The sequence below is a fragment of the Pseudomonas sp. EpS/L25 genome (assembly GCF_001512295.1).
Classification (GTDB): domain Bacteria; phylum Pseudomonadota; class Gammaproteobacteria; order Pseudomonadales; family Pseudomonadaceae; genus Chryseomonas.
In genome coordinates this window covers 164,241-176,600 of sequence record NZ_LNUP01000015.1, presented here as the reverse complement: position 1 = coordinate 176,600, position 12,360 = coordinate 164,241, and the positions used below count along the sequence as shown (strand labels likewise).

The 12,360-nt window shown below is 61.3% G+C and carries 10 protein-coding genes; all 10 read left to right on the top strand.

Annotated features, from left to right (window positions below; all coding sequences use genetic code 11):
- The first annotated feature begins 73 nt into the window (after positions 1–73).
- The 10 genes from AR540_RS17405 (at position 74) to AR540_RS17360 (ending at position 12,105) form a co-directional block, all read left to right on the top strand.
- The gene (locus tag AR540_RS17405; RefSeq protein WP_059230466.1) at positions 74–286 is read left to right on the top strand and encodes a hypothetical protein; all 213 of its coding nucleotides are present in this window, start codon (positions 74–76) and stop codon (positions 284–286) included.
- Between the two features lie 470 nt (positions 287–756).
- Complete coding sequence (locus AR540_RS17400) at positions 757–2,166, top strand: undecaprenyl-phosphate glucose phosphotransferase (RefSeq protein WP_059230465.1); 1,410 nt, start codon at positions 757–759, stop codon at positions 2,164–2,166.
- 161 nt (positions 2,167–2,327) lie between these two features.
- The gene (locus AR540_RS17395; protein ID WP_059230464.1) at positions 2,328–2,765 is read left to right on the top strand and encodes a low molecular weight protein-tyrosine-phosphatase; all 438 of its coding nucleotides are present in this window, start codon (positions 2,328–2,330) and stop codon (positions 2,763–2,765) included.
- 15 nt (positions 2,766–2,780) lie between these two features.
- Positions 2,781–4,994, top strand: a complete 2,214-nt coding sequence (locus AR540_RS17390) for a polysaccharide biosynthesis tyrosine autokinase (protein ID WP_059230463.1) — start codon at positions 2,781–2,783, stop codon at positions 4,992–4,994.
- Between the two features lie 345 nt (positions 4,995–5,339).
- The gene (locus AR540_RS17385) at positions 5,340–6,215 is read left to right on the top strand and encodes a glycosyltransferase family 2 protein (RefSeq protein WP_059230462.1); all 876 of its coding nucleotides are present in this window, start codon (positions 5,340–5,342) and stop codon (positions 6,213–6,215) included.
- Positions 6,208–6,948, top strand: coding sequence for a WecB/TagA/CpsF family glycosyltransferase (locus tag AR540_RS17380; RefSeq protein WP_059230461.1), 741 nt, complete (start codon positions 6,208–6,210; stop codon positions 6,946–6,948). Before AR540_RS17385 ends, AR540_RS17380 begins: the two co-directional genes overlap by 8 nt.
- Positions 6,949–7,029: 81 nt before the next feature.
- Complete coding sequence (locus AR540_RS17375) at positions 7,030–8,307, top strand: hypothetical protein (protein WP_059230460.1); 1,278 nt, start codon at positions 7,030–7,032, stop codon at positions 8,305–8,307.
- A 69-nt stretch (positions 8,308–8,376) separates the two neighbouring features.
- Positions 8,377–9,648, top strand: a complete 1,272-nt coding sequence (locus tag AR540_RS17370; protein ID WP_065242551.1) for a flippase — start codon at positions 8,377–8,379, stop codon at positions 9,646–9,648.
- 27 nt (positions 9,649–9,675) lie between these two features.
- Positions 9,676–10,710 carry a glycoside hydrolase family 5 protein gene (locus tag AR540_RS17365; RefSeq protein WP_059231558.1) on the top strand — a complete coding sequence of 345 codons (1,035 nt, stop codon included), beginning with the start codon at positions 9,676–9,678 and terminating at the stop codon, positions 10,708–10,710.
- A gap of 282 nt (positions 10,711–10,992) precedes the next feature.
- A complete protein-coding gene (locus tag AR540_RS17360; protein WP_059230458.1) occupies positions 10,993–12,105 on the top strand; it encodes a polysaccharide biosynthesis/export family protein in 1,113 nt (370 codons plus the stop codon).
- The last annotated feature ends 255 nt before the right edge of the window (positions 12,106–12,360 follow it).

Below are 12,360 nucleotides of genomic sequence, written 5' to 3'. Positions count from 1 at the left end.
TTGGTGATGGACTTCTCACAAAGTCTGCACAATAGTTAGATTGCAATCTCGCAAAACAGCAGGAATAACAAAAATGCGCTACTACCTGCCCGTTTGGACCGGCGTCGCCGGTTGCCTCGCCTTCGCCCAAGCTCAGCTGCCCTGGCTTGCGGTCGCTTCCCTCCTCGTCAGCTGGTCTTTCTTGCTGTTCTCACCGGACAATTCGAGAAATTCGGCCTGGCACTCCAAGCTTTCCACCCTCCACGTCGATCCCCGTTTCAACTTCCAGTCCCACCATCGTCACTGAGTCCGATGCCCAGGCCAGGGACTGGCCTACAGCCGCCTCAACGCGCCGGGCTGTCTCATTGTTTGGTGACGCACTCCGCAAATCCTGCATCCTTTCCGCGGCACCGACGGAACGTTTGCGCGCCCCAAGTCGTCCGGACCAGCCACTCATCCGGTGCGGATGCCATGGAAGTGTGTCGCCCGCCCACCCGGACTGTGACGTACTCCGCCCTTCTCAGCTCTAGCCTCCCCTCCGCCGTCCGCATGGCGTGCTAATTGCCCCGATTTGGGCCAGCTCGACAGCGTCTGCGCGTCTTTCTACCGTGTGAACCTCTTAATCAGTGCCGAGTCCTAACGTCGCTACAGCCATCATGGCACTTAGCGATCGGCAGTCCGCCGCCGATCCCAGGGCGCCATAGTGAACATTCAGACGCTGGTAGCTGCTCGCCCAGTTGAAAGTTCGTGCATCGGTACACGCACAAGGATGGAACCATGAATTTGAAAGAACGCGGCATTTTGCATACGAACTCCTCGGCAATCTCGCTCGCGCACCGCCTGCTCGATCTCGCCGTGATCACCTTCAGCGCCTATGTGGCCGGCACCTGGGCGTCGGCGACCGGCATGCGTCCCGAGCATTGGGTCGTCATCTTCCTGTCCTTGCTGATCTTCCACTTCGTCACCGAGCTGAACCACGTCTATGGCTCCTGGCGCGGCGAGCGGATCACCGACGAACTGCTCAAGATCGCCACCTACTGGGTGCTGACCTTCGCCACCGTGTTCATGGTCGACTACTTCTTCTTCGACCAGTCCTATCTCTCGCCCGGCGTGATGCAGCTCTGGCTCGGCCTCACCCTGGGTACGCTGTGCGGCTACCGCATCCTGCTGCGCTCGGTCATGCATTCGCTGCGCAAGGCCGGCATCAATACCCGCAACGTCGCCATCGCCGGCAACGGCATGGTCGCCCAGCGCCTGGCGCACACCATCAGCACGGCGCCCTGGATGGGCCTGCGCATCGCCGGCTTCTACAGCGACAGCCAGGATACTGGCGAAGAAGGGGTGCCCAGCCCCAGCCTGAACGGCGACCTCGAGCGACTGATGCAGGACGTGCGCTCCGGCCAGGTGGACAAGGTCTACATCACCCTCGGCATGGCCGACCAGAGCAAGATCAACTGGCTGGTGCAGGAACTGAGCGACACCACCGCGTCGGTCTACATCATCCCGGACATCTTCATGTTCCACCTGCTGCACGCCCGTAGCGAAAGCCTCGACGGCCTGCCCAGCATCAGCATCTTCGATACCCCGATGGATGGCGCCAGCCACATCGTCAAGCGCATCGAGGACATCGTGCTGTCCTCCATCATCCTGGCCATGATCTCCCTGCCTATGCTGGCCATCGCCATCGGCATCAAGATCACCTCGCCCGGCCCGGTGTTCTTCAAGCAGAAGCGCTACGGCATGGACGGCAAGCCGATCGAGGTGTGGAAATTCCGCAGCATGAAGGTCATGGAAAACGGGGCCAAGGTCACGCAGGCGACCAAGAACGACTCGCGAATCACCCCCTTCGGTGCGTTTTTACGACGCACTTCTCTGGATGAATTGCCCCAATTCATTAATGTACTCCGCGGTGAAATGTCCATCGTCGGTCCCCGCCCCCACGCCGTCGCTCACAACGAGCAGTACCGCAAGCTGGTGCAGGGCTACATGCTCCGCCACAAGATGAAGCCCGGCATTACCGGTTGGGCTCAGGTCAATGGCTGGCGCGGCGAAACCGACACCCTGGACAAGATGCAGAAGCGGGTCGAGTTCGATCTGGACTATATCCACCACTGGTCCTTCTGGTGGGACGTCAAGATCATCTTCCTTACGCTGTTCAAAGGCTTCATCAATAAGAACGCATACTGAGATATCGGTCGGGTTTGATTGACCCGCCCCTCAGGACGACGATCTGGAGCCTGGACTCCTGACTTTAATGACATCGGCAGGAAGCGATCCTGAGGACCAGGCATTGCTTGAATATCTGCCGCCACGACCTGTCGTCCGGACGACAGGAAAGGTTTCGAAGAATGATCAAGTCGATATTGGTTGTATGCGAAGGGAACATATGCCGCAGCCCGGTCGCAGAAGCGCTACTGGCCAAGGCCTTGGAAGGCCGTGACGTGGAAGTCGGTTCCGCCGGCATCAGAGCGTTGGTCGGCCACGGCATCGAGAAGACTGCACAGGAGGTACTGCGAGAGAACGGTATCGAATTCACGACCCACCAAGCCCGCCAGGCGGACGCAGAGATGCTGCGCAAGGCGGATTTGATTTTGACCATGGAAGAGTTTCACTCACGCTCCGTCGAAAGTATTGCTCCTGAAGTCAGGGGTAAGGTTTTTCTGATCGGGAAATGGTTGAGCAATCAAGAAGTACCAGACCCTTATCGCCTTTCTAAAGAGATGTTCCAGAATGTACACATACTTTTGACGCGCTGTGTAAACAGTTGGCTTCCATACATCAAATAGGGAAGAAGGAATTTCATGACCACGATGCCTCGCTTTACTCCCGAACTTAAGAACGAGTCGGACATCAACTTTTCCGCACTCTTCGGCATGCTCATCGATTACAAATGGCAACTGCTGTCGGTAATCGGTATTTTCGCGGCCCTGGGTATCGGCTATGCCGTGCTGGCCACGCCGATGTACTCGTCGAATGCCATGATCCAGATCGAAATGGAAAAGAAGGGCGTTACCCGCCTGACTGACCAGACCTCCGGCATGCCGCCGCCCATGCCCGAAGCCGTGACCGAGATCGAGCTGCTGAAGTCGCGCTCGGTGATCGGCAAGGCCATCGAGAACCTCAAGCTGGATATCGAGGTCAAGCCGCGCTATTTCCCCATCATCGGCAACTTCGTCGCTCGTCGCTTCGATCCGCAGAACGACACCGACGTCGCCTCCCCCTTGCTGGGCCTGAACAGCTTCGCCTGGGGTGGCGAGAAACTGGTCATCGACCAGTTGGAAGTGCCTGACAGCAACCTCGACAAGCCGATGAAGCTGAAGGTCGAGGACAACCAGAACTTCACCGTCTTCAATGCCGATGACGAAGTGGTGCTGCACGGTGGCCTCGGCCAGCCGGTGAGCAATGCCGGTTACCAGATCAAGGTGACCACGCTGCAGGCTCGCCCGGGTACCGAATTCACCATCATGAAGAAGCGCTTCTCCAAGACCATCCAGGAATACCAGGGCCGCATCGTCGCCGGTGAGCGCGGCAAGATGTCGGGCATCATCGGTGTCGGTCTGCAGGACCCCGATCCGCTGAAGGCCCAGGCCATCGTGCAGGAAGTGGCGGACATCTACGTTCAGCAGAACATCGACCGCAACGCCGCCGAGTCCACCCAGAGCCTGGAATTCCTGCGCGCCCAGATCCCGGTGGTCAAGAGTGACCTGGAGAAGGCCCAGTCCGCACTGAACTACTACCAGACCAACAAGAAGTCGGTGGACATCGACAGCGAGACCAAGGGCGTCCTGGAACAGACCGTGGCCCTGGACAACCAGATCTCCGAGCTGAACCTCAAGCGTACCGAGATGGACCGCAAGTTCACCCGTCAGCACCCGGCCTACCAGGCGCTGATGAGCCAGCTGGGCCAGCTGCAGGCCGAGCGCGCCAAGCTGCAGAAGCGCGTCGAAGTGCTCCCGGAAACCCAACAGGAACTGCTGCGCCTGAACCGCGACATCGAAGTGACCGGCCAGACCTATGCGCTGATGCTGAACAAGGCCCAGGAACTGGAAGTCATTCGCGCCGGTACCGTGGGTAGCGTCCGCATCATCGACAACGCCAACGCCAACGTCGACGATCCGTCCGCCCCGAACAAGCCGCTGATCATCGCCGTCGCCATCATCCTGGGCGGCATCGTCGGCCTGGCCATCGTCTACACCCGCCATACCCTGCGTCGCGGTGTCGAGACCCCGGAAGCCATCGAGCAGATCGGCCTGCCGGTCTACGCCTCGATCCCCTACAGCAAGAACCAGGCGGACACCACCAAGGTGCTGGGTACCAAGAAGCCGGGCGAATCCTCGCTGACTGCCATCACCCACCCCACCGACCTGAGCACCGAGGCGCTGCGCAGCCTGCGCACCAGCCTGCACTTCGCGATGATCGAGGCGAAGAACAACATCCTGATGATCTCCGGTCCGAGCCCGGGCGTCGGCAAGTCCTTCGTGTCCTCGAACCTCGCCGCGGTGATCGCCGAGTCCGGCCAGCGCGTGCTGCTGATCGACGGTGACATGCGCAAGGGCTATCTACACAAGCTGATGAACACCAAGCAGCAGGACGGCCTGTCCGATCTGCTCAGCGGTCGCATCGCGCTGAACGACGCCATCAAGAAGACCGAAGTCGGCAGCCTGGATTTCGTCTCCTGCGGCCAGTTCCCGCCGAACCCGTCGGAACTGCTGATGAGCCTGAGATTCACCACGGTGCTGAAGAAGTTCAGCGAGCTGTACGACATCGTGATCATCGATACCCCGCCGATCCTGGCGGTGACCGAGGCCGGCATCATCGGCAGCCACGCCGGTACCAGCCTGATCGTCGCCCGCTTCGGCGTGAACAGTGTCAAGGAACTGGAGGCGACCAAGCGCCGCTTCGACCTCAACGGCATTCCGCTCAAGGGGGTGATCTTCAACGCCGTGGAACGCAAGGCCAGCAACTATGGCTCCTACGGCAACTATCACTACTCCTACGAGCAGGGTAAGAGCTGAGGAAACCCCCCGGCTGGATGGCGCCTGCGCCCTCCAGCCCATCCCTTCAGGGATCGCGGCTGTATTCGTGCACGCGCATCGAACGACAAGAAACTACCTCACACAGCGATTTCGAAGGGTCCAATCAGGTTCTGTAAGAAAGGTAGCCGAGCGAAGGTCAGGCGAGGCGAAAAAGACTGAGGAAGCGGAGTTTACTAAGGGTAAATGAGCATTCCGAAGCGTTTTTCAACGAAGCATCACCGAGCGCAGGCACCTTTCCTACAGAACCGGGACCCGGCCACGCTTGGCAGCCTTGGACACCGACGCTGTACCGGATTGATGATTCTGAAGAATAGGAACACGCCAATGAACGTAGTCATGGTGCTCAACTACAAGGCACCCAACGAAACCATCAGTTGCGTGGAGAGCATCCTCAAGCAGTGTCCTTCCATCGACCACACGGTCGTGGTGGACAACGACTCCCAGGATGGCTCCATCGATGTCCTGCAGCGCTGGCAAGCCGACAATGGCCTGAGCCAGGTCACCGTCCTCGCCAGCCCGCGCAACGATGGCTATGCCGGCGGCAACAACTACGGCATGCGCTGGGCGCTGGACAACCTCCCGGTCAAGTATTTCTGGGTGGTGAACAACGACGCCTACGTCAAGGACGATGCCTTCGCCCCGCTGCTGGACGAACTGCAGCGTGCGCCCAGGAGCATCGTCGGCTCGGTGATCCTGAGCTCCCAGACCGGGCGGCTGGAATGCTATGGCGGCGGCATCCTCTATCCGCTGCTGGGCAAGTCCAAACTGCTCGGCAAGGACATCGCCGTGACCGACATCGCCAAGCTGGAACGCGAGCCCGACTACATCATGGGCTGCAGCATGGCGTTCTGCGCGAGTCTGCTCACCGAGATCGGCTTCATGGACGAGGCGTACTTCATGTACTCCGAGGAAGTGGACTGGCAGCACCAGGCCAAGCGCAAGGGCGTGGTGCTCAAGGTCTGCAGCGAGAGCCACCTCTACCACTACGGCTCCATGAGCTCCGGCGGGCGCAGCGCCTTCTATCACTACTTCCGCAATCGTGCGGCAACGCGCTTCAACCGCAAGTTCCACGGTACCTCCTACGCGCTGGTATCCGCGGTACTGCTGTCCGGCATCACCGTGCTCAAGGAATTCAAGAATCCGAAACTGGCCTGGTCCGGTGTCAAGGGCGCCTTCAAGGGAGCGACGATGCATGTCTGACCTACGCACCCAAGCCTTCGGTATTGATTTCTTCACCGGTACCAAGGAAGAACTGCTCAGCGCCATCGACCAGGACATCCACCGGCCGTACAGCTACATCGTCACGCCGAACATCGACCACGTCGTGCAGCTGCAGAGCAACGCCGACATGCGCGAGTCCTACCGGCGTGCCGGCAAGCGCATCTGCGACAGCCGCATCCTGCTGCCCATCCTCAGGTCGCTGGGCGTCGCGGTACCCGAGGTCATCACCGGTAGCGACCTCACCCTGAGTGTCCTGCGCAAGGCCAACGACCAACGGCTGTCGGTGGTGCTGATCGGCGCCAGCGAAACCGACGTGGGCAAGCTGCGGCGGATGTACCCGCACATGCAGCTGGCGCACTACAACCCGCCGATGGGCTTCATCAACGATCCGGTGGAGACGCAGAAATGCGTCGACTTCGTGATGCAGAACCCCTCCGAGCTCATCCTTTATGCCGTGGGTGCGCCGCGGCAGGAGAAGCTGGCACGGCAGATAGACAGCAGCCAGCGTACCGGCGTGGGCCTGTGCATCGGGGCGTCCATCCTGTTCGCTGTGGGAACCGTGAAGCGGGCACCCCAGTGGATGCAGAAGGCGAAGCTGGAGTGGCTGCACCGGATGTGCTCGGAGCCCAAGCGACTGGCCAAGCGCTATGTCCACGACGCCCTGAGCATCCTGCCTATCTATCTCAAGGAACGCAGCAGTCGACGTACCTGAGGTGCTGCCGCGCAGCACTCCAAGCAAGGAAGATGACCACCGGACGCCCTGTCCGGTGGTCCCGTCTGGATGGGTAGAGCCATGAGCATTCTTAGTAAAAGTACCGTTTCCTTCGTTCTCTTGATCCCGTTGCTGATCCTGCACCTGGACGTGTTCGGCGAAAGTCCGCACAACCCGGTCGGCATCCTCTATCTGAACGAGCTGTACCTGGCCATCTGCATGGCCTTCACCTTCTTCTACCTGCTGACCAGCATCGGTACCCAGCAGCGCGAGTTCAAGATCCTGATGACCTACGCCGTCTATTCGTCGGCGGTGTTCATCGGGCTGCCGGCGGTCTTCTCCTTCCTGTTCTACGGCCAGCCGATCTTCTACGGCCTGATCGAAGAGCGCCGCATCCTGTTCGCCTTCGGCTTCGCCACCCTGATGTTCCTCGGGCGCAACATGAGCGCGTCCCAGTTCGAGAAGGCCCTGCTGATCACCGCCCTGGTGGCGGCGACCCTGGCCTGGATGTTCAAGTTCGGCGTCCTGCCGGATCTGCGCGACAAGCAGTCCTCCTTCGATCGCCCGGACCGTTCTTCCATCGGTGCGCCGGCACTGTGCCTGGCCTATTTCTATTGCATCCAGACCTGGAACAAGGGCATCTCGCCCATCGACGGCTCGGCGCGCAGCAAGACCGTCCACATCGTGCTGGCCATGGTGTTCCTGCTGACCCTGGTGTTCGCCACCCAGACCCGACAGCTGATCGTGCTGGCGCTGGTGTTCACCGTGTTCTGCCTGAAGAGCAAGTCGATCGTCTGGATCTGCGTCTCCGCACTGCTGCTGTCGCCCTTCTTCATCTTCCCGGACCTGATGAAGGTGCTGGGGCTGAACCTGGACTTCTATGCCCAGTCGGTGCAGGACGGTCCTACCGACGGCGTGCGCGAGCAGACCATCGGCTACATCTTCTCGCACCTGAGCCAGAACCACTGGCTGCCCAGCGGCTCGCTGTCGCTGATGTGGAACAACGGCTTCATCCCCTACTTCGGCGAGTACTTCTTCCTTTCCGACGTCGGCGTGTTCGGCACCCTGTTCCGCTTCGGCTTCCTGGCCTTCATCATCATCCCGGTGTCGCTGTTCCTCTACTATCGCTGGGCGAAGATGCTGCACCGCGATACCGGTTTCGTGGTGACCGCCACCCTGGCGCAACTGGTGATCTGGCCACTGGCCGGTTTCTTCGAGTACCTCCAGGCCACCATCTGCTACCTGCTGGTGATCCAGGCCATGCGCTCGCTGCACCACTACAGCTCCGCCCCGGTCCAGGAGACGTACGTCAGCAGCCCCTACCCGCGTCCGAGCAGCCCCTTGGCTCGCCCGGCCTGATCCCTCGCGCGACCCGGCTCGCGTCAGCGAACGCGCGCCGGGTCGCCCTCTGGAGTCTTCACCGCAACGATGTCGATGATCAAAAACAGCACCTGGAACATCCTGGGTGTCGTCATTCCCAGTGCCATCGCGCTGCCCACCATGGGCGTGCTGTCGCGGCTACTCGGCGTCGAGCAGTTCGGCCTCTTCACCCTGGCCTTCGCCGTCGTCGGCTATGCGACGCTGTTCGATGCCGGCCTGTCGCGCGCGGTGATCCGCGCCGTGGCCATGCACCATGGCGACAAGGCGCTCAACCGCCTGGTGATGGGCACCGCCACCGGTGCGGTAATCGGCCTGAGCGTGCTGGCCACCCTGCTGCTCTGGTTCGGCGCGGGCAAGGTGGTGAGCCTGCTGCACGTCTCGCCCGAGCATTTCGACAACGCCGTGGTCGGCTTTCGCTGGCTGAGCCTGTGCGTGCCGCCCTTCCTGCTGGCGACGGTCTGGTTCGCCTACCTGGAGGGCAACGAGCGTTTCGGCGAATTCAACATCCTGCGCACCGTCTCCAACAGCCTGCTGGCCATCGCGCCGCTGATCGCCGTGCTGATCGAGCCGAGCTTTTCCGCCACGGTGATCGGCCTGGTGCTAGCGCGGGTCCTGTCCATGGCGCTGGCCTACTGGCCGCTGTACAAGGACTTCCCCGAAGGAATTCGTACCTTCAAGGTCGCGGTGTTCAAGGAGTTGCTCCGCTTCGGCAGCTGGATGACGGTGAGCAACATCATCAGTCCGCTGATGGTCTATTTCGACCGTTTCGTGCTGTCGCACATGGTCGGCGCCCAGCGCGTGTCCTTCTATACCGCGCCGGCCGAGGCGGTCTCGCGGATGCTGATCATCCCCAACGCCGTGGCGCGGGTGGTGTTCCCGCTGCTGAGCAAGAGCGGTGCGGACGCTGCGCGCCAGGCCAACAAGGCCTTCTGGGGCCTGTTGCTGATCAGCCTGGCGATGGTACTGCCGATCCTGATCCTGGCTCCCTGGATCATGACGGTGTGGATGGGTCCGGAATACGGCGGTGATGCCGCGCAGATCCTGCGCATCCTGGTGGTGGGCTTCATCTTCAACGCCCTGGCGCAGATTCCCTTCGCCAAGATCCAGGCCCGCGGGCATTCGCGGACCACGGCGATGATCCACCTGGCCGAGCTGCTGCCCTACCTCGGCCTGCTGGTGATCTGCATCCAGCATTTCTCCATCATGGGCGCGGCCATCGCCTGGACGATCCGCGTCACCGTGGACTACCTGGCGCTGGAGTACTTCGCCCGCCGTACCGCGCCGCTGGCGCAGACCCCGGTTTATCAACAGAGCCCTTGAATGGTAGAGGTGCTGTCCGTGTCACGAGTGAAACGTCGTATCGGTTGTGGCCTGCTGGCCACCGCATTACTTTCCGCGGCGCTTTATGGAAAGGCTCAGGCAGAGCAGAAGCCCACCCGGGTGGATCTCGTCGGTATCAACATGTCGGCAGCCGGCTTCGCCGGCCAGGTGCTGCCAGGGGTGGAAGGGACCAACTACTTCTATCCCACCGAGGACTACTTCCGGCGCTACGCGGCCAAGGGCATCCGCTTCATCCGCTTCCCCTTCCTCTGGGAGCGGGTACAGCCGCAGCTCGGTGGCGAGCTGGACCAAGAGCAGATCGCCCTGCTCACCCGCACCCTGGACTTCGCCCAGAAGTACAAGATGCAGGTGATCCTGGACCTGCACAACTACGCCCGCTATCGCGGCCAGCTGATCGGCTCGCCGCAGGTGCCCTACGCCAGCTACGCCGATGTCTGGAAGCGTCTGGCGACTACCTTCCAGAAGCATCCGGCGCTGTACGGCTACGACATCATGAACGAGCCCCACGATACCCAGGGTCTCTGGCCCCAAGCCGCGCAGACGGCCGTGGACAGCATCCGCACCGTGGACAGGCAGACGCCGATCTTCGTCGAGGGTGACGGCTGGGCCGCAGCCCATCGCTGGCCCCAGGTGAACGGCAACCTGCTGATCAAGGATCCGGCGGACAACTTGATCTACGAAGCCCACATCTACTTCGACGAGGACTCCAGCGGCAACTACGCCACCGGCATGCGGGGCGCGCACCCCATGATCGGCGTGGAACGCGTGCGACCCTTCGTCGAATGGCTGAAAGCGCACAATTTGCGCGGCTACCTTGGCGAATATGGGATACCTGCACACCCGCAGTGGCTGGAAGCCATGGACAATCTGCTGACCTATCTGGGCGAGCAGTGCATTCCCAGCAGCTATTGGGCGGCAGGCCCCGGCTGGGGCGACTACCCGCTGGCCATAGAGCCGCAGAACGGCGCGGAAAAGCCGCAGGTGGCCCTGCTGGAAAAACACCTGCAGCAGCACGAATGCACCGCCATAGGCCCGCACTAAGGAGATATGACAGTTTTCGAACGGCATCACCTTTTTCGGTGCGCGGCGCGCTGAACTCGATGGCTAAGGGCCAGTCTCAGACCAGCAGACTCAAGAGCTCGTACAACTACGCCAGAAGCCTCGAGTCATTTCGCGTCCAAGACATGCTCGCCGCATGGAACCCGGCCCGTTACCAAGGCCGCCCCGTCTTGCGAAGGAACCCCATGAACAACCGGCTCGTTGCATCTGCCTACCGTTTTATTCCTCTTGCTCACACTCAATCAGCAATCAAGGACGAATGACATGAAAACCAAATTTACCGCTCTGGCCTTGCTGTCCGGCATCGTCCTTCAGGGTTGCGCCTATTCCCCGGGCCAATACCTGGATCAGGATGATCTGAAGAGCGATCCCAGCATCCAGGGCACCAAGGTCCAGTTGATCCCGATCACCAGCTCGCTGCTGATGAGCCAGGATTCCGCGACCCTGTCCAAGGCTACCGACCTCAAGCCCCTGCTGGACTACAAGCCCCAGGCCTACCGCGTCGGTGCCAGCGACCTGCTCTACATCACCGTCTGGGATCACCCGGAACTGACCGCTCCGTCCGGTGCCCAGCAGCAGCTGGAAGCCAACGGCCGCCTGGTGCGTCCGGATGGCACCCTGTTCTATCCCTACGTCGGCACCGTGCGCGCCGCCGGCAAGACCCTGGAAGAGATCCGTACCGACATCTCCCGCCGCCTGGCCACCTTCATCGACAATCCCCAGGTCGACGTCAGCGTGCTGAAGTTCGGTAGCCAGAAGGTCACCATCTCCGGCGCCGTGAACAAGGGCGACGCCATCCCGCTGACCACCAAGCCCATCACCCTGGTGGAAGCCCTGGGCCAGGTCGGCGTGGCCAACACCGGCGGCGCCGACCTGACCGGCGTGACCCTGGTGCGCGACGGCAAGGAATACCGTCTGGACACCGACAGCCTGAACCGCAAGGATTCCAAGCTGTACGGCATCTACCTGAAGGACGGCGACAGCATCCACCTGCCCTACAACGATGCGCGCAAGGTCTATGTGGTCGGTGAAGTCCGCTCGCCCGCCGCGGTCAGCTACAAGATCACCAACCTGAACCTGATGGAGGCCCTGAGCCAGGCCGGTGGCATCCAGCAGGAAACCGCCAACGCCGATGCCGTCTACGTCATCCGCGGTCCGGAAGACCTGAAGGCACCGGGTGCCACCGCCCAGGTCTTCCACCTGGCGGCCAAGAACCCCACCGCCTACGTGCTGGCGCAGAACTTCCACCTGCAGCCGCAGGACGTGGTGTTCGTCGGTCCGGCCGGTATCACCCGCTGGAACCGCTTCGTCAGCCAGCTCCTGGGTTCCACCAACATCCTCTCCACCAGCGCCAACCTGAACAGCAGCTTCAAGTAACGGCGCGCGCTTGCCGTCATGCCGGTCACGACCGTGCATGACGGCCATTCCTCCGACTTTTCGCTTTACCTCCCTCTTTCCGCTCTTGCGTCTCCGTCCTGTCGTCCAAGCCCTGAAACTCCCCCGCCAGAACACGTCGTCGGCCGCCCAATACCTATTTCGATACCTATTGATCCTCCCATTGTTGCCGCTCGGCCCGGTGCCGACAGTTTTTCGTCACGTTTTTGCGTAATGTAGCTAACCTGATACCGAGGC

What these genes read in the sequence shown, in the direction of transcription:
- AR540_RS17370 (WP_065242551.1), top strand. Translation starts at nt 8,377, where the DNA reads ATGTCGATGATCAAAAACAGCACCTGGAACATCCTGGGTGTCGTCATT.
- AR540_RS17360 (WP_059230458.1), top strand. Translation starts at nt 10,993, where the DNA reads ATGAAAACCAAATTTACCGCTCTGGCCTTGCTGTCCGGCATCGTCCTT.
- AR540_RS17395 (WP_059230464.1), top strand. Translation starts at nt 2,328, where the DNA reads ATGATCAAGTCGATATTGGTTGTATGCGAAGGGAACATATGCCGCAGC.
- AR540_RS17405 (WP_059230466.1), top strand. Translation starts at nt 74, where the DNA reads ATGCGCTACTACCTGCCCGTTTGGACCGGCGTCGCCGGTTGCCTCGCC.
- AR540_RS17380 (WP_059230461.1), top strand. Translation starts at nt 6,208, where the DNA reads ATGTCTGACCTACGCACCCAAGCCTTCGGTATTGATTTCTTCACCGGT.
- AR540_RS17375 (WP_059230460.1), top strand. Translation starts at nt 7,030, where the DNA reads ATGAGCATTCTTAGTAAAAGTACCGTTTCCTTCGTTCTCTTGATCCCG.
- AR540_RS17400 (WP_059230465.1), top strand. Translation starts at nt 757, where the DNA reads ATGAATTTGAAAGAACGCGGCATTTTGCATACGAACTCCTCGGCAATC.
- AR540_RS17390 (WP_059230463.1), top strand. Translation starts at nt 2,781, where the DNA reads ATGACCACGATGCCTCGCTTTACTCCCGAACTTAAGAACGAGTCGGAC.
- AR540_RS17385 (WP_059230462.1), top strand. Translation starts at nt 5,340, where the DNA reads ATGAACGTAGTCATGGTGCTCAACTACAAGGCACCCAACGAAACCATC.